The following is a 21,981-nucleotide window of genomic DNA, read 5'->3' as shown; positions in this document are numbered from 1 at the left end:
TTACTTGTTATAGTCGTTTTGGAGTGAAATTTGGAAAGTGGACTGACAGAAACATTACTGGAGAGATTCTAAGGTCATTTTTAGGGCATTTTCGACAGTTGCATGGCGGATGATGTGGCGGTCGAGGTTTCCGAAGTGCATTTTCGTGTGTCGAGTTTTATGATTTTTGCGGGCAACCGCAAGGTGTACAAGACCCACTGGTTTATTTGGGGTTCCCCCTGGTCCAGCAATTCCTGTTACAGAAATCGCGATTTCAGCTTGTGAGTACTTTAATCCGCCTTCTGCCATTGCAATGGCGACTTCTTTAGAAACTGCACCGTATGTTTTTATCAATTCGGCACATACACCAACGAGGCGTATCTTAGATTCATTAGAATAAACGACGAATCCGCAGTCAAATACATCTGATGATCCTGCGATATTGGTAAGATTGGAAGCAATAAGGCCTCCTGTACAAGATTCAACGGTTGTTAAACGAAAACTCTTTTTGCGACAGGTTGCAAGGATCGCACGCGTTTGCTCTTCAAAAAAATATGTCATTTAGTAGATATCTCCCGGATAAAGGACAGTGGCTGTTGCAAGGGCAGCGATGCCTTCTTCACGACCGATGAATCCAAGTTTTTCATTTGTTGTTGCTTTTATGGATATTCGATTAGGTGAAATTTTGAGTATATTCACAAGATTTTCCACCATTTTATTGTGATAAGGCCCAATTTTTGGGTTTTCAGCAATTAGCGTGATGTCGATATTTGTGATACGACCACCTGCTTGTTTGACAATATTGAGAGCGTGTTGCAAAAAAGTTTCTGATAATGCATTTTTCCACTGAGGGTCGGAGGGAGGAAAGTGGGTGCCGATATCCCCCGCTCCTTGAGTTGCGAGAAGGGCATCTGTTAGTGCGTGAAGAGAAACATCAGCATCTGAATGCCCGCTCAATTTTTTGTGAAAAGGAATTTTTATACCGCACAGCGTAACGTGATTTCCTTCCTCGAAAGGATGGACATCATAACCATTTCCGGTGCGGATGTCGGGGAATATTTTCGTTTTTTTTTGAAGATAGCAATGCGCAGTTTTAAAATCTTCCTGCCATGTAATCTTGATGTTATTAGGACTTCCAGGGATGGTGCGCATAGGAATACCAAACCATTCGGCAATTGCAGAATCATCAGTGAATTCCTCCATACAGACTTTCTTTGCTCGTTCATGGGCGGCCAAAATGCGTTCAAATGGAAAGCATTGTGGAGTCTGTGCATTATAAAGATTTTTACGCGAGATTGTTTCAATAACACGCTGTTCTTGATTAACACGTTTAAGGGTGTCAGAGACGGAAATAACGGGAAGAACACCTTCCTCATGATTGACAGTGGTGTGGATTTTATCAAGAAGTTGCTTTTCGATAAAGGGACGTGCACCATCGTGAATATGAACATATTGAGGTCTTGTATTTTTAAGTGCTTGCAGCCCGCATAAAGTAGATATTTGGCGTGTATCGCCCCCTTCAATGATGATGAGCTGCTCTTTCAAATCACCTATAGCTTGTTCGCAAATTCGGTAATCCTCTGGATGAATGACGAGGATGGTGGTTGTGATTGCAGGGTGTTTCAAAAAACAACGCACAGCATGGGAGACAACCGGCTCTTGTCCTAAAAGCCGATACTGTTTCGGAATTTTTTGCGAAGATTTTGCTCTTTCGCCGCGTCCAGCGGCCAGTATTATGGCTGCAATAGAAATGCTTAATTTCCTTTCATATTATTTTAGCTGGTTGCCTTTCGATCATTAATTTTCTTTGGTTTTGAAAAGATATCTGTTGTAGGTCAGCAAGAGATGTTACTGACAAAACATCAAAAAAAGCATTTAATGCTTTTTTTAGGGTGGCATTTAGACCGCAGAAATTTACTAATGGGCAGCTAGTTTCCTCAGCATCAAAACATTCTGCCATGGAAAAATTATCTTCCGTTACTCTTATGACATCAGCTACAGAAATTTCTGCAGCGGGTTTTGCCAGCTTAACACCGCCATTGCGCCCTCGTACTGTTTGTATGAATCCTGCTTCAACGAGTGGTTGGAGGATTTTGAACAAAAAAAGTTCAGAGATAGCGTACGCTTCGGCAATTTCTGGAACACGATTCAGAGATTCTTGATTATCCGCACAATACATGAGCATTCGAAGGGCATAATTTGTCTGTTTCGTTAATCGCATTTCACCTCCTATATTAAAGCTCTACCGAGCGCACTTTGATTTGAAAACATTTCAAAAAACATTTCAAGAAGTGCTGGAACTTTAATTGTCAAGTCAAGTGCATTTAAAACGCGGTATTGGTATTGTCAATTTTTATCACGAGGAATTATATGATGGTTGTAATACAGGATAACGTGAGCTAATCATGAACACAACATCTGCGACAAATTTTCAAGATTGTGACAATGAGCAGTATCGCTTGAGTAAAGTGTACACATTTTTGGGTATAACGATTATCGTGTTGGCTTTGCTGACAGCTTCTGTTTCATTTATCATTCTTATTGGATTAACTCCTGTCGTTCCCAGTAGAGATATAACACTGATCCTTATAGGGGTTAATAGTGTTTGGGTTTTGGGGCTTGTGATCATCGTTCTCTACGAAATGATCCCTATCGTTCGCGCGTGGCGTTCGAGGCGTGCCGGATCACGTTTACATGTGCGCCTTATTTCATTATTCGCACTTGTGGCAACCATGCCAGCTGTCGCTATAGCTCTCGTATCAGGTCCTGCGCTTAATTTAGGACTTGACCGGTGGTTTGATACGACAACGCGGCAAATCGTAGGCTCTTCCATTGATTTGGCAAATGCGTACGCGGATGAAATGCTCCAAAATTTAAAAAATTTATCTTACACTATGGCGTTCGCACTTGATAATAAAAAGCTTCTAGAGCGTAATCCAGCTGAATATAGAATGCAGTTGACTCGTCATGCCGCAGGGCGCAATCTCCGTGGTGCATTTTTGCTAAGTTCAAGCGGGACTGTTTTTATATCAAGTGATCTTGGAGATGAAAGTGAATTGCCCATCCCGCCACCTAGTCTTATTGAGCGGGCAACAAGAACGAGTCCTTTTTCTTTTCAGCCGGGAGTTCATGATTATTTTGGTATTATTTTAAAATTTACCAATATACCAAATACATTTTTGTATTTGGTTCGCGACATCAATAAAGATGTTCTATCTGCTCTGCGCCTAACGGAAGTTAATACAGATCGTTATCATGATTTGAATGAAAATCGTTTGCCGACGCAAATCGCCTTTGGTGTGCTCTATTTATGTCTTTTTTTAAGTTTATTTCTGTCGGCTATTTGGACTGGCATCGGTGTGGCTGATCGCTTAGTGCGTCCCATTCGTCTTCTTATTGGTGCTGCTGATGATGTTGCAGCCGGGAATATGGAGGTTTTTGTACCAGTACGTGCTAGGGATGGAGATATTGGGCAGTTATCAAAAACTTTCAATTACATGGTGAGTGAGCTAAAGGGTAGACGCAATGAATTGATTGCAGTTCGCGATCAGATTGATGAGAGGAGGCGTTTTTCTGAGGCCGTTTTGTCTGGTGTGACGGCAGGTGTCGCTGGGATTGATTCTAGCGGTGATATTACGATTATAAACCGGTCTATTGAAGCGATGTTTGGTATTCGTTCTGAGCAAGTTATTGGACAAAGTCTTTTGTCATTAAGTTCTGAAATTTGGCAGGTTTTTAATTTTACGCGCTCACTAGGTCGTAAGAATCACCGTGAGCAAGTGACTCTGAGTGTTGCTGGGAAAGAGCGCGTTTGTAACGTGCGAATTACGATGGAAGAAGATGATGGACAAAGGCAGTCTTGGGTTTTGACAATTGATGATATTACGGATCTTGTTGAGGCACAGCGTTCATCCGCGTGGGCGGATATTGCGCGCCGCATTGCGCATGAAATTAAAAATCCACTGACACCTATTCAGTTATCTGCTGAGCGTATTCGCAAACGTTACGACAAAGCTATTACACAGGATCGAGAGGTCTTTGAACGGTGCATTGATACGATCATCCGACAAGTTGGAGATATTGGGCGTATGGTCGATGAGTTTTCTTCTTTTGCTCGCATGCCCAAACCGCGGATGCGTGTTTTAGATATACGAGGATTGCTGCGTGAAGCATGTTTCTTGATAGAAGTTGCTCGGCATGATATTGATTTTGAGCAAGATTTAGGAAATATGCCTCTTATGGGCGAATTTGATAATCGTCTTATTGTCCAGGCTTTTTGCAATGTTATCAAAAATGCAAGCGAGTCCATCGATTCCGTGATGCGAGAAGAGGGCATTCGCGGCCATATTTTGGTTCGTTCTTACCGTGAAGACGGGGCTTTAGTTGTGGATGTCATTGATAACGGTAAAGGACTTCCTAAAGAGCAACGACAAAAACTATTAGAACCTTATATAACAACGCGAGAGAAGGGGACAGGGCTTGGATTGGCTATTGTGCGAAAAGTTATTGAAGATCATGGTGGTTATATGGAACTGCATGATGCGCCGAAGAACTTTCATGAAGGTCGTGGTGCGATGATCCGTTTAGTGTTTTCGGTTGATGTGGCTGAACAAGGTGGTGTCGAACAAGTCACAGATTATAAAATAGGGGAATGAGATGGTGTCAGATATCTTAATTGTTGATGATGAAGCGGATATTCGTGAGCTTGTTGCTGGTATTTTAGATGATGATGGCTATGAAACACGCGTTGCATGTAATTCTGATGAAGCGCTGGCACAAATTAATGAACGTGTTCCAAAGCTGATTTTTTTGGATGTTTGGTTACAGGGAAGTCGTCTCGATGGATTGGCGTTGCTTGATGAAATAAAAACGCGATATCCTGCTCTTCCGGTGGTTATGATTTCTGGTCATGGTAATATTGAAACGGCTGTTTCCGCTATAAAGCGGGGTGCGTATGATTTTATCGAAAAACCTTTTAAAGCTGACAGGCTTGTGTTGGTTGCTGAACGGACTCTTGAGAATTCGAAATTAAAACGTGAGCTTTTAGAATTGCGTAAACGCTCAAATGAAACTCAAGAATTGCTCGGTACATCGTCCGCTATGAAGCATTTGCGCCAAACCGTGGAAAAGGTTGCACCGACCAATAGCCGCATCATGATTACTGGCCCTTCTGGTGCGGGAAAAGAAATGGTGGCACGCGCTATTCACGCACTTTCAGCGCGTTCTAATGGGCCGTTCGTCGTGATCAATGCAGCCATGATCACTCCAGAAAGAATGGAGATAGAGTTGTTTGGTAACGAAATGGAAGGAGGGGAGCGCAAGATTGGTGCGTTAGAAGAAGCTCACGGAGGGACATTGTATCTCGATGAAGTTGCTGATATGTCGCGTGAAACTCAAAGCAAAATTCTTCGGGTCTTAACGGGTCAGGCATTTGAACGAGTTGGTGGTACAAAGCGTGTTAAAGTGGATGTTCGTGTAATTTCTTCAACGGCACAGAATCTTGAAAATCTTATCGCTGATGGATGCTTTAGGGAAGACCTTTTTCATCGTCTTTCGGTTGTTCCTGTTTCTGTTCCATCGCTTTCCGCACGTCGTGAAGATATTCCAGAATTGGTGCGTCATTTTGTTAAAGTGATATCTCAACAAGTTGGTATTAAGCCGCGTGAAATCAGCGATGATGTTATGGCCATTTTTCAAACGCATGCTTGGCCAGGTAATGTGAGACAGTTACGCAATAATATTGAGCGTCTTCTTATTCTTGTTCGTGATGGCGATGATCCAATAACAGCAAAGAGTCTTCCTTCTGAGATGAGTGATTCGTTTCCTCGCCTTCAAATGGATGCAGATGAAAATATAATGAATTTACCTTTGCGTGAAGCGCGGGAATTGTTTGAAAAAAAGTATTTGGCGGCGCAAATTGGGCGTTTGGGTGGAAATATATCGCGTACAGCTGAATTCATAGGAATGGAGCGTTCGGCTTTGCATCGTAAATTAAAGGCACTTGGGGTTTCGTAGGTTATGCGCGTTATCATTTGTGGAGCTGGACAGGTCGGTTATGGGATAGCAGAGCGTCTTGCTGCCGAGAACCACGATGTTACTGTTATTGATATTGAAACGAGATTAATTAAAAAAATTTGCGATACGTTGGATGTCAGAGGATTAGTTGGCCATGGCTCGCGGCCCGAGGTGCTTTTAGCTGCAGGTGCGGATAAAGCTGATATGCTAATTGCAGTGACTTTATTTGATGAAGTTAATATGGTTGCCTGTCAAGTGGCGCATTCGTTATTTAATATTCCAACTAAGATAGCCCGTATTCGTTCACAATCTTATTTAGAATCATATTACAAGACTCTCTTTTCTAGAGAAAATATTCCTATCGATATGGTTATTTCTCCAGAGATTGAAGTTGGTGAAATGGTTTTACGTCGCATTTCTTTACCTGGTGCAATAGATGTCCTTTATTTTTGTAATGATGATATCGTTGCGTTGGCTTTAGAGTGTATGGAAGATTGTCCGGTTATTAATACACCTTTGCGTCGGTTGACGGAACTTTTTCCGGATCTTCGTACGACAGTTACTGCTATAAAGCGTGGGTCGGAATTATTAATTGCACATTCGGATACACAATTACGCGTTGGTGATGTGACTTATCTTGTTGCTGCTCGTGATCAGATGCGCCGTGCGGTTGGGCTTTTTGGTCAAAAAGAGCAAGATGCGCATCGCATGGTCATTGCAGGGGGTGGGCATATTGGTCTTTATGTTGCTCAGGCTATTGAAAAACGCGTACATAAATCAAAGCTGAAAATTATAGAATCGCAAAGGGAGAGGGCGCTAATAATTGCTGATCAACTCGAGAGGACAACTGTTTTGTATGGTAATGTGCTAGATCCAGTAATCCTCCAAGATGCTAAAATAGGCCAGGCTGATTTAATGATTACGTTAACTAATCAGGATCAGGTCAATCTTTTGAGCGCTATTATTGCCAAAAGACTAGGGTGTAAGGCTAATATGGTGTTAATTAATAATGTCGCTTATCAAGAGTTTAGCCGTGCGGTTGGTGTAGATGCATATCTTAATCCTCATAGCGTTACCATATCAAAAATTTTACAACAAATGCGTCGTGGCCGTATTCGGGCTGTTCATTCAGTTTTTAATGGTCAGGCAGAAATTATTGAGGCTGAAGCGATGCAAACATCCTCATTGGTTGGTAAGACGTTGTCAGAGCTGAATTTATCGGATGGTTTGAGGATTGGTGCGATTTATCGCAATAGAACGATAATACAACTCTCCGCGAACACGCGCATCTTACCTGGAGATCGAATAGTGATTTTTTCTCTCGCTGATAGTGTTCATGATGTTGAGCAATTATTTCGGGTGAGTCTCGAGTATTTTTGAGTGTTTTCCACGGTATTCACATATTTAGACACAGTAGTTGATATAGGTTAACTACGAGGCTGGCCGTATTTTTCTCCAACGACCGTGATTAGAAAAAGCATAAAATTTTTCAGCTAAGTGCTGGGAAATTCGCGTATTTGTTTGCGCTATGGTATAGGAATCCGAATCACTCTTGCTGATTCTGTGTCTTAATTTTGTCAATTTAATGTTTAAAAGAGTCTATAATCGTCTAATTTTTAGATTTTTTAGTGTTATATTGATGAAATATTAATAGAGTGGTTGATTAGAAACAGATGTTTACCTAGTTAAGTGTTTTTATGAGATGAAGGCGGGGTTTTGTTTGTTAAAAATACCCCGTGAGGGGGTGTGTGCATTTTGTTTTCCATCCTATAATCTTGTTTTTGGGCTGTGTGGGTGTTGTGGGGGCAAGCACAAATAGGTACTTACGAGTGGAATGGAAGAAAGTGCCGATTTTTTGTAGGGCGCGGGTGTCGGTAGTTTTTCGTGACTAATAAATTTTATCTTTATGAATTTTAAGGAAAAGAAATATTGTTGTTGAACTAGGCAAAAAGTTGAATACATTTTTCATTCGGTTTTTTGTACTGTATTGTTCGTTGTAGCGCGATTTATTGGGGCTTTATGTGAGCAGAAGAGTAAACATTGTTCGGTGGGTATCGAGGAGAGTTTTTTCGTTCGGTGAGTGGTGTTCTGCATTTTTTTTTCTCGTAATTTGTTTAGGTATGGTTGTTATGGTTATTTTAACTAATGCAGTTTTAGCTTTGTTTAAACAGATTTAGTGTGGTTCGTGTAAGGGACTTTTGTAGTTTAGGGGTGAATATATTGGACATGTAGGGCCAATTATCACAGTTAGTGGAAGTGAAAGTATGAATGATTCGATAGAAACAGCGTTAAGTCTTGTTCCCATGGTTGTCGAACAGACTAATCGTGGCGAGCGGGCTTATGATATTTTTTCTCGTCTTTTAAAGGAGCGGATCGTTTTTATTAATGGTCCTGTCGAAGATGGTATGGCGATGCTTGTTTGCGCGCAATTGCTTTTTTTGGAAGCAGAAAATCCCAAAAAGGAAATCAGTATCTATATTAACTCTCCGGGTGGTGTTGTGACGTCTGGCATGGCAATTTATGATACCATGCAATTCATCCGTCCTCCTGTTTCTACGCTTTGCATGGGGCAGGCAGCATCTATGGGATCGTTACTCTTAACTGCTGGAGCGAGGGGCCGCCGCTTTGCATTGCCAAATGCGCGTATTATGGTGCACCAGCCATCAGGTGGTTTTCAGGGTCAAGCCTCAGATATTGAGCGGCATGCTCAGGATATTATAAAGATGAAGCAACGTTTAAACGAAATTTATGTTCAACATACGGGGCAGGAATATGACGTTATCGAGAGAACTCTTGATCGTGACCATTTCATGACAGCAGAAGAATCAAAGCAATTTGGTTTGGTTGATAGTGTTATACAATATCGTACAGAGACTGAAAAGGGAGAAGATTAAGGTCTTGCTCTTGGAAGGAGTGGCTGCTTTAGATAAGAGGTTTCTTGGAGATATAATTTGAAGGTATAATGAGTGGTAAAAAATGCTTAAGTTATTGTGATGTACGATGCGTGGTGTTTTGAGTTTTTTATGGTTGTTATTATGAAAAACTTCCTTTGAAAAGACGAAGTCTTCATATATCGTGGTGAAAGGAAAGTGAGATGAGCAAAATTGGCAATAGCGGGAGCGAATCGAAGAATACTCTCTATTGCTCGTTCTGCGGCAAGAGTCAGCATGAGGTGCGTAAGCTCATTGCAGGTCCTACAGTGTTCATCTGTGATGAATGCGTGGAGCTTTGCATGGACATTATTCGTGAAGAAAATAAGTCTTCTGGGGTTAAGGCGCGTGACGGTGTTCCTACTCCACAGGAGATTATAACGGTTCTCGATGATTACGTTATTGGTCAGCGGCACGCGAAGCGCGTTCTTTCTGTTGCTGTCCATAACCATTATAAGCGGCTTGCGCATCAGTCCAAGAGTGATGATATCGAATTGGCAAAGTCCAATATTCTCCTTGTTGGTCCAACGGGATGCGGCAAAACCTATTTAGCGCAAACATTGGCACGTATTATTGATGTTCCTTTTACTATGGCTGATGCGACTACGTTGACTGAGGCGGGTTATGTCGGTGAGGACGTTGAAAACATCATTTTAAAGCTTTTGCAAGCGGCTGATTACAATGTTGAGCGTGCTCAGCGTGGTATTGTTTATATCGATGAGGTTGATAAAATTTCCCGTAAAGCGGAAAATCCCTCCATCACAAGAGATGTTTCAGGGGAGGGTGTTCAGCAGGCGCTATTAAAAATTATGGAAGGAACGGTAGCTTCGGTTCCTCCGCAGGGAGGGCGCAAACATCCGCAGCAGGAGTTTCTTCAGGTTGATACGACAAATATCTTATTTATTTGTGGGGGCGCTTTTGCGGGTCTGGAGCGGATTATTTCTGGGCGTGGAGAGAAGACTTCTATTGGTTTTTCTGCTACCGTTAAGGCGCCTGATGAGCGTTGTGTTGGCGAGATTTTTCGCGATCTAGAGCCCGAAGATCTTATAAAGTTTGGTTTGATACCGGAATTTATCGGCCGTCTTCCTATTGTGGCTACTTTGGAAGATTTGGATGTTAACGCGCTAGTTCAAATTTTGTCGCAGCCGAAAAATGCGTTGGTGAAGCAGTATCAGCGCCTTTTTGAGATGGAGAATGTTGAATTGGTGTTTCATGAAGATGCTCTACGGGTTATTGCCAAGAAGGCTATCGAGCGGAAAACAGGCGCGCGCGGTTTACGTTCAATCATGGAAAAGATACTGCTTGAGACAATGTTTGAGTTACCTGCTCTTGAGGGTGTTCAAAAAGTTGTGATTTCGAGTGATGTTGTTGATGGGAAGGCTCGCCCTCTTTACCTTTATTCTGAGTGTGCTGAAGATAAAGAAAATGTATCGGCATGATATTATTAGGTATAGAGGGTTGCGGTAGATGTCGTTCAGAAGTGGGTGTTTTGGATGTTTTAGGCATATGATTCTCGCCTTGTATCTTGCAGCTGTCATTTTGCATGTTGTGAAAGATTGGAAGGTCTTATAAAGGTGGGTTTGTGTGTTAGTGCAGGTCGTAGGCTCCAGAAAGGAAAGTTATGCAGTATATTGATGAAAAGGCAAGCGAGATAAAAGGGGAACTTTACGCTGTTTTACCTCTTCGCGATATTGTTGTTTTTCCGCATATGATCGTGCCACTTTTTGTAGGGCGAGAGAAGTCGATTCGCGCTCTTGAGAGGGCAATGGAGGCCGATAAACAGATATTGCTGGTTACGCAAAAAAACGCTTCCGATGATGATCCTAAGTCGGAGGATATTTACGATATCGGTACGTTTGCTAATGTGCTCCAATTTCTAAAGCTTCCGGATGGAACCGTAAAGGTTTTGGTCGAAGGTACAGCTCGTGCAAAGATTAGCCGATTTACTGAAAACGATGACTATCATCAAGCGTTTGCAATTTTCCCAGAGGAGCCACAGGAGGATGTTGTTGAGATTAAGGCTCTTTCTCGGTCCGTGATTACCTACTTCGAAAATTATGTAAAGCTTAATAAGAAAATTTCTCCTGAGGTTGTTAATGCAATCAGCCAGATTGATGACCCCTCTAAGCTCGCCGACACCATCGCCTCGCATTTGGTGATCAAGCTTGGAGAGAAACAGGAAATGCTAGCTTTGCTGCCTATACGTGGTCGTCTCAAGCGTATTTTGTCATTCATGGAAGGGGAAATTTCTGTTTTGCAAGTTGAAAAGCGTATTCGTTCGCATGTTAAGCGCCAAATGGAAAAAAACCAACGAGAATATTATCTCAACGAGCAGATGAAGGCCATTCAGAAAGAATTGGGTGCAGGTGATGATAGCCGCGATGAATTGTCTGAATTAGAGGAACGCATCGCTAAAACTAAATTTTCAAAAGAGGCTCGTGAGAAGGCTGGTGCGGAGCTGAAAAAATTACGCAATATGTCACCTATGTCTGCAGAGGCGACGGTCGTGCGTAATTATCTTGATTGGCTTCTGGCGATACCTTGGGGCAAGAAGTCAAAAATTAAGAATGATTTGGACTTTGCTGAAAAAATAATGGACAATGAACATTTTGGTCTCGGTAAAGTTAAGGAGCGGATTATTGAATATTTGGCAGTACAAAGTCGGGCTTCAAAGATAAAAGGTCCTATCATTTGTTTGTTGGGTCCTCCCGGTGTTGGAAAGACATCCCTTGCACGTTCTATTGCGAAAGCAACGGGTCGTGAATACGTCCGTGTATCGTTAGGCGGGGTGCGAGATGAAGCAGAGATTCGCGGGCATCGTCGTACTTATATTGGATCTATGCCTGGTAAAATTGTTCAGTCCATGAAAAAGGCAAAAAGATCAAATCCGCTTTTTCTGCTCGATGAAATTGATAAAATGGGACAAGATTTTCGTGGGGACCCTTCGTCGGCTTTATTGGAGGTGCTTGATCCTGAGCAAAATGGTGCGTTTATTGACCATTATCTGGAGGTAGAGTACGATCTCTCTGATGTGATGTTTATCGCGACGGCAAATACGCTTAATATTCCAGGACCGTTAATGGACCGGATGGAGATTATTCGTATTGCTGGTTACACTGAATGTGAAAAGATGGAGATCTTTAAGCGGCATCTTTTTCCGAAGGCGTTGAAGGATCACTGTTTATCTAAAAAAGAGTTTAGTGTCTCTGATGATGCCGTCAGATCGATTATTCAATTTTACACGCGTGAGGCTGGAGTTCGCAGTCTTGAGCGTGAATTGATGAAGATGGCGCGTAAGTCAGTAACAAAGATTTTTAAGACTCGTCAGAAGTCTGTGAGAATTACAGAAGATAACGTCGGTGATTTTTTGGGCACTAGGCGTTATCGGTTTGGACAAATCGAAGGGGAAAGCCAGGTTGGTGTTGTTACTGGGCTTGCGTGGACTGAAGTTGGCGGGGAATTGTTGACTATCGAAGGTGTTGTTATGCCAGGTAAAGGCAAGATGACTGTCACGGGGAATTTACGTGATATTATGAAGGAGTCAATCTCTGCGGCGGCGTCTTATGTGCGTTTTCGTGCTGTTGATTTTGGTATAGAGCCTCCGCTTTTTGATAAACGTGATATTCATGTGCACGTTCCAGAGGGGGCTACGCCGAAGGATGGTCCATCCGCTGGGATTGCGATGGTTACGGCGATCGTTTCGGTGTTGACTGGGATAGCTGTACATAAAGATATTGCAATGACTGGAGAAATTACTCTCCGTGGGCGCGTTTTGCCGATTGGTGGTCTGAAGGAAAAGCTCCTTGCAGCTCTCAGAGGAGGTATAAAAAAGGTGCTTATTCCTGAGGAAAATGCAAAAGATTTGATAGAAATTCCTGATGATGTTAAAAACAATATGGAGATCATTCCGGTTAGTCACGTCAGTGAGGTTCTTGAGCACGCTTTAGTTCGGTTTCCTGAGGCTATTGAGTGGATAGAGTCTCCTGCGGTGACTGCAGGCGTCGGGACAGAGAGCGATAACGGGGGGATGCAGATTGCTCATTGATTCATCGTATAGTTGTGATCGTGCTTTTAGAAGTCGTAGAGCTTATTTTCTGTTCGCCGTCTTTCTTTGGTTGCAAAAAGTGAAAAAAACCGTGAATAACTATGATTTTTGCCAAAAAAACAATGATCTGGGTAAAAATAAGACTTCTGTTTGCTGTACTTTTAAATAAACTGGTCGGTGTGGTGAGGTCATGTCATCCAATAATATAGGGAAAGGAAATGTTCAATGAATAAAAGTGAATTGGTTAGCTCTGTTGCCGAAAAGACAGGTATTTCGAAAGCGCATGCTGGTTCTATGGTTGATGCTTTTATTGATTCCGTGACAGAAGCTTTGGCTTCTGGAGATGATGTTCGCCTTCCGGGTTTTGGTTCTTTTGAAGTTTCTCATCGTGCTGCAACAAAGGGGCGTAATCCTTCAACCGGTGCTGAGATTGATATTCCAGCTCGATCAGTGCCTAAGTTTTCTGCAGGGAAAAGCCTTAAAGAAGCTGTTAACAAGAAATAATTTAGGTCGCACTAAAAAACCCGATTTATTGATAAGCGGGTTTTTTCCGGGGTTATCTCGCGTGCTTTAGCTTTAAAGTTCTAAAAGGTTCTGATTCAAGTATCGTGGGTGGTATCAAGGGGGTTTTTGTGCTTTTTTTTGCGTGCGGTTGGTGCGTATTTTTCTGAGCTGAGGTTTTTTGTAACAGCAGAAATTGCTGGTTTTGAATTGTGGTTGATCAGTTGAGGGTAGGTATTTAAGAATCGTCATCCCACAATGTCGGGGTTTTTTTTGATTTTGCGTTGTTTGTCGGGTCCTGTGATAGCACAATTGGTGTTTGTTGGTTTTTGCGGGATGATGTTACGTCGATATAAGGACTCTGGGGGGCGGTACTGTGGAAGCGGGGTTTGTTCATTGAGTAAGTCCATCGAGTAAAGTGGTGAGTGGTATAAGTTTTCAGGAATTAGGATGTATGGATGACTAGGGACTGATTTTTTTCGTCCGTTGGTTGTTTTTTTTGAAACATTCAAGAATGTTGTGGTTCGTAGTGGTTAAGGGGGCGCTGCAGCCTACATTTAAAAAGGTAACCCGTGTCCTCTGGGGTTTCTGTTGTGGGTGTTTTTGTGCGTCCTTTGTGCCATTGAGTTTTCCCAGCGAAATGTGATTTTAATTTTTAAAAACGAGGTGTTTCATTGGAAATATCGGTAAGTTCGGGAGGGGTTGTAACGACAGTCCTGCAAGGCTTTGGAATTTCTCCTGAAAATGCTGATCCATTTTCTGTATTTTGTTTCGTTATTTGAAAAAATGCGCTTAAGTAAGTGTTTCTGAGTTCGCTTCTCTAGTGGAGCTGGGCGGTGGTGAGGGCGTTGGTTGATTCCGATGTGGTTGAATGGGATTATTTTTCTACGATTTTTTGTAAGTTTTTGAAAAGATATAATTTTTTTCTTGATTTTCTGAATTGTATTTTTTGTTATTTTCAATGTTTGAATTTTTATGTGAATTTCATTACCCTTCTTCGAAAATGCAGATCAGAACAGTTCTTTCTTGTTTTTTGCGGGGCCGGTTTTGTTTCAGTGAGGTTAATACTTGTACTGATTAAGCTTAAGCGGGTTTTACGGGATAGAGGGACAGCGATAGTGGCGATATAATGCAAATTTTCGGAAAGTTTTTAGATTTTCGTGTTTTTGTTCTGATGATAGCTGATAGGGAGATTTTTAAGCTTTTATGACATTTTCAACTCTTCATGGTTAATAGTCGGTGTACTTTAAAAAAGGTCCCTTGTTGATACACGTAATTTCGCTTGTTTATGAGGCATCAGGGTAGAGGGGGCGGGATAGGTCAGTTTTTGGGCTCATTCGTTTTATGGGCAGAAGTTTTTTTGTTACGTTTGTGCATAAGATAGGGAATCTTGAGTTCAGCAGTTTGGTATTTTTTCTCGTTGTTTTCGTCATTGCTCCAGGTGATGTGGATTGGAAAATTGAAATCAACGTGATCTGCTTTTAGCGGGAGTACTCTCTTTCAAAAAAGCGCGAATTTGATTTTAATTAATTCGTAAAAGAGGTGCGTGTTTGGCTTTTTTATATATTTATTTGCTTTTTTTCTTGAATTAATGGTATAGAAACGCCGCTTGTATAATGTTATTGGTTTGCAAATTTGAGCGGATGTGGCGAAATTGGTAGACGCACCAGATTTAGGTTCTGGCGGGAGACCGTGGGGGTTCGAGTCCCTCCATCCGCACCAGTGTTTTTTTGATGTGATGGACTTCGGTATATTTTGAAGTTTGTTTTATATAGTTTGACACTTGAGTGTTGAAATGCAGTTGTTACCAGAGCGGGTTTTTTTCCCTCTCCTTAGATATATGAAGGTTGTTTGATGCAGGTTACCGAGACGCTTAATGAAGGACTGAAGCGCGAAATTAAGATCGTGGTTCCGGCGAGGGATCTAGAGGAAAGACTGAATGAACGGTTAGATGATACAAAGGGAAAAGTCAGAATTAATGGTTTTCGCCCTGGTAAGGTTCCTACTGGGTACTTGCGAAAAATGTATGGTAAGTCTTTCATGGCGGAAATTCTGAATGAGATTCTCAGCGATGCTCCCCGTTCTGTTTTGGCTGACCGTAATGAACGTTCGGCAATGCAGCCGCAAGTTGATATGGATGAAGATGAAAAAATTCTGGACGGTAAAACCGATTTTGTTTTCAGTTTGAAATATGAAATTTTGCCAAGTTTTGAAATTAAAGATTTTGACCATATCGAGGTTGTTCGTGAGGTTGTGGCTGTTCCTGAACAAGAGGTTGATGAGCAAGTGGAGCGTGTTCTAGCTTCTACGCGCAATTATTCTCCTAAAAGTGGTCCTGCTGAAGAGGGGGATCGCATTGAGGTGGATTATTTGGGCAAAATTGATGGTGTTCCATTTGAGGGAGGGGCCAGCAGTGATGCAAAGTTGATTTTAGGGTCGAGGCAGTTTATCCCAGGTTTTGAGGAACAGTTAGTTGGAGCAAAGGCTGGGGATGTTAAGACGATTTCTGTTAAGTTTCCTGATGATTATAGTGCTGCGCATTTAGCTGCTAAGAATGCGGAGTTTGATGTCACTGTCAAAGCTGTCTCTAAACCAGATGATTTGAGGATTGATGATGAATCGGCAAAAAAGCTTGGTTTGGAGTCTCTAGATCGATTGCGTGAGGTTGTGCGCGGGCAAGTTGAAAGTCAATATGGAGTGGTGGTACGTCAGAAAATTAAGCGCCAGATCCTTGATGCTTTAGATGCCGATTATAGTTTTGAGATACCTGAAGGGCTTCTGGAAATTGAGTTTAATAACATATGGTCTCAGATTAATAGAGATTTAAAGGAAGCTGGCAAAGGTTTTGAAGATGAGGGGGTTACTGAAGAGCAGGCGCGGGAGGAGTACCGCGTGCTTGCACGGCGTCGTGTTCGCCTTGGTCTGGTGCTTTCTGAAATTGGGATGAAGGTTGGTGTCCAAGTAAGTGATGATGAGTTAAAGGCGGCAATTTTTGACCAGGTTCGACAATATCCTGGACGAGAAAGAGAAATGATGGATTTTTTCAACAAAAGCCCGGAGGCCGTTGCGGGGTTGCGTGCTCCAATTTTTGAAGAAAAGGTTATCGACTATTTGTTGGAACGGATAAAAGTTGTAGATAAAGAAGTGACGGTCGAAGAACTGATGAAGGAAGATGGCGAATTGGGTTGTGCTGAGTCCAAGTCGGAAAAGAAAAAATCTACGGTGAAGGGAAAAAGTGCAGAAAAAAAATCGGCCAAAAAGAAGATGTCTAAAAAAAGTTAATATTTGCGTTGAGAGTGTTGCCGGTAAGGATTGGCTTTTTGTTTAGATTATGCTGTGGGCTCGTGGTCGCTGCGTCTTTTAGATTGGCCATTTGGTGTGTTTTTTAATGTTTGTGATGGATTGGCAATGGAGATCATTGATACGCGTGTTCCTGATTCTAGGCGTTTAATTTCTGGAAGCACAGGTGAGTGGGAGGTTGTCATTGGCGTGGAGGTCCATGCGCAAATTGTGTCGGATTCGAAGCTTTTTTCAGGGGCATCGACTGGGTTCGGTGCTGAGCCAAACAGCCATGTATCTCTTATTGATGCGGCTATGCCCGGCATGCTTCCTGTCGTTAATCAGGAATGTGTTCGTCAGGCAGTTCGCACTGGTTTAGGGTTAAGGGCTAATATTAATCTGAAGTCTGTTTTTGATCGTAAGAATTATTTTTATCCAGATTTACCACAAGGATACCAAATTTCGCAGTTTCGGCATCCGATAGTTGGCGAAGGGAAGGTCGTTATATCGGTCCGTCCGGATTCAAGTGCCCAATTTGAGGATATTGAAATTGGAATTGAAAGACTGCATCTTGAGCAGGATGCCGGAAAGTTGATGCATGATCAGCATCCGACAATGTCGTTTGTTGATCTTAATCGTTCCGGTGTAGCACTCATGGAAATTGTGTCTAAGCCAGATATGCGCTCGTCTGATGAAGCAAAGGCATATATGACAAAGCTACGAGCAATCGTTCGTTATCTGAATACTTGTGACGGTAATATGGATGAAGGTTCTATGCGCGCGGACATCAATGTGTCGGTTCGTCGTCCTGGTCAAAAATTTGGTACACGCTGTGAAATTAAGAATGTTAACTCTATTCGGTTTATTGGTCAGGCGATTGATTATGAGGCGCGGCGTCAAATTTCTATTCTGGAAGATGGTGGTGTCATAGATCAAGAGACGCGGTTGTTTGATGCTGCCAGAGGTGAGACACGGTCTATGCGTTCAAAGGAAGAGGCGCATGATTACCGTTATTTTCCAGATCCTGATCTTTTGCCGTTGGAACTTGATCAAGCATTTGTGGACGCTTTGGCGGCGGAATTGCCTGAATTGCCTGATGAGAAAAGGAGGCGTTTCATTGATGATATGGGGTTGACCGCATATGATGCTTCCATTCTTGTGACGGAGAAGGCTATCGCTGATTATTTTGAAGAAGTTGCGCGTGGTCGTGATGAAAAAATGGTAGCTAATTGGGTTATTAATGATTTTCTTGGGGCTTTAAATAAAGGTAATCGTGAGATTAAAGATGCGCCAGTGACGCCGGATCAATTGGGATGTATCATTGATCTTATAAAAGAGGGGGCTGTATCCGGAAAAATCGCCAAAGATCTATTTGAGATTATTTGGAGTGAGGGTGGTGATCCTCGTCAGGTGGTAGAAAAGCGCAATATGAGGCAGGTGACGGATATAGAAGCCATTGAGAAAGTTGTCGATGAGGTTGTTGCTGGTAATTCCGATAAAGTTGAGCAAGCAAAAAAGAAGCCTGCCTTGGTAGGTTGGTTCGTTGGACAAGTGATAAAAGCTACTGCTGGTAAGGCAAATCCTCGGATTGTCAATGAGTTGATCAAGGAAAAGCTCGGTATAGACTGACCCAATGTTGTTATTTTAAGAGGGATTGGGCGTTTGTGAATACGCTGTCTTCTTTTTGTTGAGGGGAGGCTAGGGTTGTGGGGGAGGATGCTTTCGTTCGACGATGTTTGTACAATTCTGATTGTTTTGGTGTGCGCTTTGAGGATGGAATAGGGTATGATTGTTTTCTTTAAGCAGGTTTTTACGTGGTGGAATGGTAATACCGTGGGTACGCGCTTTTTTACGTGGCGCAAGGGTAGATGTATAGGAAAGGACCAGTTTGGTAATATTTATTATGAAGGGGGCCGTCACAAGGATGGTTATCCGCGTCGTTGGGTGATTTACAAAGATTACTCTGAAGCCTCTACTATTCCGCCGGGCTGGCATGGCTGGATTCATCATCGTTGCGATGTACCTCCTACGCAGGAGATGTATCAGCCATATGAGTGGGAGAAGATTTACGTTGCAAATATGACGGGGACGAGCGCGGCTTATCGTCCAAAAGGATCGATTGCTCGCGGTGGTGAGCGTTCTTGTGTGCATGAGGATTACAGCGCATGGTCGCCAGAGACGTAAAGTATTTTCGTGGTCCAGGGTGTTTTTTATTTTTTTTATAAATTATAGTAGAGACGGTATTTTTTGGTGCGATTGGTTTAGTGTTATGAGTTTTTGTGTCCCTTCAGGATTAAAGCGCGCATGGTGTGTTTGTTTTATAGGAATTGTGGCGGCTTTGTCTTCGTCTGGTTTGGGGAGGGCTGGGCGTGTTAGCAATGGGATTGCAGTTTTTGCGGGGCTTGATAAGATCACTGGCCGGACCACCCGTTTTGAAGTTTCTCTCGGTGAAGTTTATCAATATGGTGCTTTGCAGGTGACAGCGCGGGCATGCTATACGAGTTCTAAGGATGAGCCGACTCGTACAGCTGGTTTTGTTGAAGTTAATGAGGTAGCGTTGGATAGGGAGATACAGCGCATTTTCACAGGGTGGATGTTTGCAGATAGCCCTGGCTTAAACGCTGTGGAACATCCCATTTATGATGTGTGGCTAAAAGATTGCAAGTGAGGTTTTTGGTCTTGGCACGTTATGATTAAAATTTGGGGGCTCCATTGTTGTTATTTTGTATTAGGGGAGTCTTCGCTCGCGGCGGTTTCTGAAAAGATAGTAGATGAGAGATGCGTAAGTGTGTGAGCAGTTTTGCTTTTCCATTTTTGTGGAAATATATCAATGGGTGGGCGGTGATTTTTTGTGTTATTGGCAGAATAAGGGTTTCGTCTAGTTTTTCAGCGGTGTCAGTTTAAGCTGAGTGTGATTGCGCTAGCGTTGCTGGTTACTTTCTGCATAGGGGGCTGTCGGTTGTTTAAAATGATGTAGATTTTACGCAATGAGGAACACTAATCATCGATACGGCAGCGGTTTTTTGTCAGGAAAACAACAGAGAGAGTGGTTGTTGGATGTGCCGTCGGTTGTAGTTGCCTTAGCGATATTTTGTTTTTGTATTCATTTCATTTCCAGATACTTTCTTTCTGACCAATTATACAGTAGAATTTTCGGACTTTTTTCTTTTACGCCGGTATCATTTAAGGCTGATCCTTTGTTTTTTTTTCATACTGTTATTAGCTATTCGTTTATGCACGGTAGTTTTGAGCATACTGCTATCAACATGGCTTGGCTCTTAGTTTTCGGATCTTATTTGGTGAACCGTTTTGGTAATTTTCGCTTTTTGATTTTTTTGGCTTTAACAGCGGCTGTTTCCGCATTAAGCTACTTTTTCTTGCATCAAGATAGTGCAGCGTCGCTTGTCGGGGCATCAGGCGCAATTTCTGGAATGATGGGCGCTGCGGCACGTTTCGGTCTTCTTTCTGCCCATTTTAATTATGGTTCGCAGAGTGGAAGGCACTCTCGTTCTCTGTTGTTTATCAAACAAGAACCTCGCTCAAGAACTATGTTTGTTTATGTGGGTGTGTGGTTGATTGGTAATTTCGTCGTGGGTATTTTTAATTCTTTGTTCGAAGATGGTAGTGCCAAAATAGCTTGGGAAGCGCGCGTTGGGGGGCTTTTGTCAGGTTTTTTGTTAGCTCGTTTTTTTGATAATTCGCGAAGAAAAGAAAAAATCATGGTCTAAGATATTTGTGGGCTGCATAAAGTGCCACCGTTGCTGCATTAGAGACGTTTAATGATTTAATACTTCCTGGCATATCGAGTCGTGCTAACGTATGAACAGTTTCTCGCGTTTTTTTGCGCAATCCTCTTCCTTCTGCTCCCAGGACAAGGGCAATTTTTTGTCCTGTTAATGTTATTTCCAGTGGTAGATCACCTTCTGAATCGAGCCCAAAGCTGATAAAATCTGCTTTGTGAAGTTCTTCAAGTGCTGAGGCAAGGTTTCGTACGGTAATATAATCGATTAATTCCAAAGCTCCAGAGGCCGCTTTAGCGAGGACGCCACTTTCTTGAGGTGAGTGGCGATGGGTGGTAACAAGTGCGCCGGCGTTAAACGCAACTGCAGAACGCATAATAGCACCGACATTGTGTGGATCGGTGATTTGATCCATTACGATGATGAGGTCGGTATTTGCTAATTCGGATAATTGGCATGGCTCAAGAGGTTTAGTTTCTGCAACAACGCCTTGATGGACTGCGTCATTTCCGACAAGCATATCGAGTTGTTTGGGTGAGCATAGAGCAACGGGACAGGGAAAATCTGATTCTGGCATATTTAGTCGTTTGAGAGCATTTGGTGTGATGTAGATGCAATCAAAAATTCTTTTTGGGTTTTTTAAAGCTGCATAAACCGAATGAATTCCGTAAAGACGGATCATTTCTTGCTTGAAGGGGGAAAGTTTTTGTCTCGAGCGCGTTGTCAGAGAAGGGAACGAGCTTCCCGCGTCGCGGCGCCGGCGATGCAAATGAGCACAACGAGAACGTTTGAGTATTTTTTCTTTCATGTATTTATTTATAACCTATTAATGATAAAAGCAGATAGAAAACCATAATTTTTAATTATTCCTGAAAAAATCCGTAAAATTGTATTTATTTTGTTGACAGATACGATACTAATCGTCATAACCGCTCCGCAGGCCTGGTATTGATGAGGTGGTCAGAGTTTTAGTCGTAGATTATATCTCGTTGCGCAGATTTGTCGATGTAATGGAGGGGTGCCCGAGTGGTTAAAGGGGGCGGACTGTAAATCCGTTGCGTATGCTACGTTGGTTCGAATCCAACCCCCTCCACCATTTATCGAAGGAGAGTTTGCGTGTTCTGCGGGTATAGCTCAATGGTAGAGCAGCAGCCTTCCAAGCTGAATATGCGGGTTCGATTCCCGCTACCCGCTCCATAGTTGTTTGTGGCGACGAGTGGTTGTGATGCAGTGGCGCCTTTTATTGTGGGTTGGGCTGCGTTTTCGTCTAAAAGTGTGGTCGTTGGATTAAGAGTATCAAGCCGGCAGGGTTTAGTTTTGCGGGCCTATTTTTTAGGCGTTAGTACAAGACGAGAGATTGACGACAATGGCGAAGAGCAAATTTGAACGTAAGAAGCCGCATGTTAACATTGGTACGATTGGTCACGTTGATCATGGGAAGACCTCTCTGACTGCGGCGATCACCAAGTATTTTGGTGAATTTAAGGCGTAT

18 protein-coding genes and 3 tRNA genes are annotated in these 21,981 nt (G+C 42.5%); 17 read left to right on the top strand and 4 right to left on the bottom strand.

The annotated features are described in order from the left end of the window. Positions 1-54: 54 nt before the first annotated feature. The 3 genes from WCP75_RS00105 to rirA are packed head-to-tail and all read right to left on the bottom strand — an operon-like array spanning position 55 to position 2,200. Positions 55-540, bottom strand: a complete 486-nt coding sequence (locus WCP75_RS00105) for a CinA family protein (protein WP_336276225.1) — start codon at positions 538-540, stop codon at positions 55-57. After that, complete coding sequence (locus WCP75_RS00100) at positions 541-1,731, bottom strand: bifunctional 2-C-methyl-D-erythritol 4-phosphate cytidylyltransferase/2-C-methyl-D-erythritol 2,4-cyclodiphosphate synthase (RefSeq protein WP_336276433.1); 1,191 nt, start codon at positions 1,729-1,731, stop codon at positions 541-543. Between the two features lie 13 nt (positions 1,732-1,744). Further along, entirely contained in the window at positions 1,745-2,200 is a 456-nt protein-coding gene (gene rirA, locus WCP75_RS00095; protein WP_336276224.1) for an iron-responsive transcriptional regulator RirA, read from the bottom strand. A gap of 184 nt (positions 2,201-2,384) precedes the next feature. Here rirA and WCP75_RS00090 point away from each other — a divergent pair, with 184 nt between their 5' ends. The 13 genes from WCP75_RS00090 (at position 2,385) to WCP75_RS00030 (ending at position 20,477) form a co-directional block, all read left to right on the top strand. Next, positions 2,385-4,634: a sensor histidine kinase NtrY-like gene (locus WCP75_RS00090; protein WP_336276223.1), complete on the top strand. Its 2,250-nt coding sequence runs from the start codon at positions 2,385-2,387 to the stop codon at positions 4,632-4,634. Position 4,635: 1 nt separating this feature from the next. Further along, positions 4,636-5,994: a nitrogen assimilation response regulator NtrX gene (gene ntrX, locus WCP75_RS00085; protein ID WP_336276222.1), complete on the top strand. Its 1,359-nt coding sequence runs from the start codon at positions 4,636-4,638 to the stop codon at positions 5,992-5,994. A gap of 3 nt (positions 5,995-5,997) precedes the next feature. Next, positions 5,998-7,374, top strand: coding sequence for a Trk system potassium transporter TrkA (trkA, locus tag WCP75_RS00080; RefSeq protein WP_336276221.1), 1,377 nt, complete (start codon positions 5,998-6,000; stop codon positions 7,372-7,374). A gap of 884 nt (positions 7,375-8,258) precedes the next feature. Continuing rightward, positions 8,259-8,888 (top strand): ATP-dependent Clp endopeptidase proteolytic subunit ClpP, encoded by a 630-nt coding sequence (gene clpP, locus WCP75_RS00075; protein ID WP_336276220.1) that lies wholly within the window; start codon positions 8,259-8,261, stop codon positions 8,886-8,888. A gap of 200 nt (positions 8,889-9,088) precedes the next feature. Further along, positions 9,089-10,363: an ATP-dependent Clp protease ATP-binding subunit ClpX gene (gene clpX / locus WCP75_RS00070; protein ID WP_336276219.1), complete on the top strand. Its 1,275-nt coding sequence runs from the start codon at positions 9,089-9,091 to the stop codon at positions 10,361-10,363. Positions 10,364-10,545: 182 nt separating this feature from the next. Next, positions 10,546-12,969 carry an endopeptidase La gene (gene lon, locus WCP75_RS00065; RefSeq protein WP_336276218.1) on the top strand — a complete coding sequence of 808 codons (2,424 nt, stop codon included), beginning with the start codon at positions 10,546-10,548 and terminating at the stop codon, positions 12,967-12,969. Between the two features lie 225 nt (positions 12,970-13,194). Continuing rightward, positions 13,195-13,473, top strand: a complete 279-nt coding sequence (gene hbs, locus WCP75_RS00060) for a non-specific DNA-binding protein Hbs (RefSeq protein WP_336276217.1) — start codon at positions 13,195-13,197, stop codon at positions 13,471-13,473. Between the two features lie 1,636 nt (positions 13,474-15,109). Further along, positions 15,110-15,192, top strand: a tRNA-Leu gene (locus tag WCP75_RS00055). 132 nt (positions 15,193-15,324) lie between these two features. Continuing rightward, entirely contained in the window at positions 15,325-16,752 is a 1,428-nt protein-coding gene (tig, locus tag WCP75_RS00050; RefSeq protein WP_336276216.1) for a trigger factor, read from the top strand. A gap of 126 nt (positions 16,753-16,878) precedes the next feature. Next, positions 16,879-18,378 (top strand): Asp-tRNA(Asn)/Glu-tRNA(Gln) amidotransferase subunit GatB, encoded by a 1,500-nt coding sequence (gene gatB, locus WCP75_RS00045; RefSeq protein ID WP_336276432.1) that lies wholly within the window; start codon positions 16,879-16,881, stop codon positions 18,376-18,378. A gap of 156 nt (positions 18,379-18,534) precedes the next feature. Further along, positions 18,535-18,933 carry an NADH:ubiquinone oxidoreductase subunit NDUFA12 gene (locus WCP75_RS00040; protein ID WP_336276215.1) on the top strand — a complete coding sequence of 133 codons (399 nt, stop codon included), beginning with the start codon at positions 18,535-18,537 and terminating at the stop codon, positions 18,931-18,933. Between the two features lie 85 nt (positions 18,934-19,018). Next, positions 19,019-19,417 (top strand): DUF2155 domain-containing protein, encoded by a 399-nt coding sequence (locus WCP75_RS00035; RefSeq protein ID WP_336276214.1) that lies wholly within the window; start codon positions 19,019-19,021, stop codon positions 19,415-19,417. 319 nt (positions 19,418-19,736) lie between these two features. After that, positions 19,737-20,477: a rhomboid family intramembrane serine protease gene (locus WCP75_RS00030; protein WP_336276213.1), complete on the top strand. Its 741-nt coding sequence runs from the start codon at positions 19,737-19,739 to the stop codon at positions 20,475-20,477. Here WCP75_RS00030 and WCP75_RS00025 read toward each other — a convergent pair. Continuing rightward, complete coding sequence (locus tag WCP75_RS00025) at positions 20,467-21,297, bottom strand: TrmH family RNA methyltransferase (protein WP_336276212.1); 831 nt, start codon at positions 21,295-21,297, stop codon at positions 20,467-20,469. The two genes, WCP75_RS00030 and WCP75_RS00025, sit on opposite strands and share 11 nt — an antisense overlap. 204 nt (positions 21,298-21,501) lie before the next feature. Here WCP75_RS00025 and WCP75_RS00020 point away from each other — a divergent pair. The 4 genes from WCP75_RS00020 to WCP75_RS00005 all read left to right on the top strand — a co-directional run. After that, positions 21,502-21,585, top strand: a tRNA-Tyr gene (locus tag WCP75_RS00020). Positions 21,586-21,612: 27 nt separating this feature from the next. Further along, positions 21,613-21,686, top strand: a tRNA-Gly gene (locus tag WCP75_RS00015). Positions 21,687-21,695: 9 nt separating this feature from the next. Then, complete coding sequence (locus WCP75_RS00010) at positions 21,696-21,875, top strand: hypothetical protein (protein ID WP_336276211.1); 180 nt, start codon at positions 21,696-21,698, stop codon at positions 21,873-21,875. Continuing rightward, on the top strand, positions 21,856-21,981 hold a 126-nt coding region (locus WCP75_RS00005; protein ID WP_336276431.1), incomplete at its 3' end, for a GTP-binding protein. The genes WCP75_RS00010 and WCP75_RS00005, both read left to right, overlap by 20 nt.

The sequence above is a fragment of the Bartonella numerosa genome (assembly GCF_037070845.1).
Taxonomy (GTDB): Bacteria; Pseudomonadota; Alphaproteobacteria; order Rhizobiales; family Rhizobiaceae; genus Bartonella.
Note: the sequence above shows the minus strand (reverse complement) of the source record. Positions and strands in the feature narration are given on the sequence as shown.

Excerpts from the sequence above, each read along its gene's own strand:
- clpP (WP_336276220.1), top strand. The coding sequence starts at position 8,259 with ATGAATGATTCGATAGAAACAGCGTTAAGTCTTGTTCCCATGGTTGTC.
- gatB (WP_336276432.1), top strand. The coding sequence starts at position 16,879 with ATGGAGATCATTGATACGCGTGTTCCTGATTCTAGGCGTTTAATTTCT.
- WCP75_RS00030 (WP_336276213.1), top strand. The coding sequence starts at position 19,737 with ATGAGGAACACTAATCATCGATACGGCAGCGGTTTTTTGTCAGGAAAA.
- trkA (WP_336276221.1), top strand. The coding sequence starts at position 5,998 with ATGCGCGTTATCATTTGTGGAGCTGGACAGGTCGGTTATGGGATAGCA.
- WCP75_RS00040 (WP_336276215.1), top strand. The coding sequence starts at position 18,535 with ATGATTGTTTTCTTTAAGCAGGTTTTTACGTGGTGGAATGGTAATACC.
- lon (WP_336276218.1), top strand. The coding sequence starts at position 10,546 with ATGCAGTATATTGATGAAAAGGCAAGCGAGATAAAAGGGGAACTTTAC.
- rirA (WP_336276224.1), bottom strand. The coding sequence starts at position 2,200 with ATGCGATTAACGAAACAGACAAATTATGCCCTTCGAATGCTCATGTAT.
- WCP75_RS00105 (WP_336276225.1), bottom strand. The coding sequence starts at position 540 with ATGACATATTTTTTTGAAGAGCAAACGCGTGCGATCCTTGCAACCTGT.
- hbs (WP_336276217.1), top strand. The coding sequence starts at position 13,195 with ATGAATAAAAGTGAATTGGTTAGCTCTGTTGCCGAAAAGACAGGTATT.
- clpX (WP_336276219.1), top strand. The coding sequence starts at position 9,089 with ATGAGCAAAATTGGCAATAGCGGGAGCGAATCGAAGAATACTCTCTAT.
- WCP75_RS00025 (WP_336276212.1), bottom strand. The coding sequence starts at position 21,297 with ATGAAAGAAAAAATACTCAAACGTTCTCGTTGTGCTCATTTGCATCGC.
- WCP75_RS00035 (WP_336276214.1), top strand. The coding sequence starts at position 19,019 with ATGAGTTTTTGTGTCCCTTCAGGATTAAAGCGCGCATGGTGTGTTTGT.
- WCP75_RS00090 (WP_336276223.1), top strand. The coding sequence starts at position 2,385 with ATGAACACAACATCTGCGACAAATTTTCAAGATTGTGACAATGAGCAG.
- tig (WP_336276216.1), top strand. The coding sequence starts at position 15,325 with ATGCAGGTTACCGAGACGCTTAATGAAGGACTGAAGCGCGAAATTAAG.
- ntrX (WP_336276222.1), top strand. The coding sequence starts at position 4,636 with ATGGTGTCAGATATCTTAATTGTTGATGATGAAGCGGATATTCGTGAG.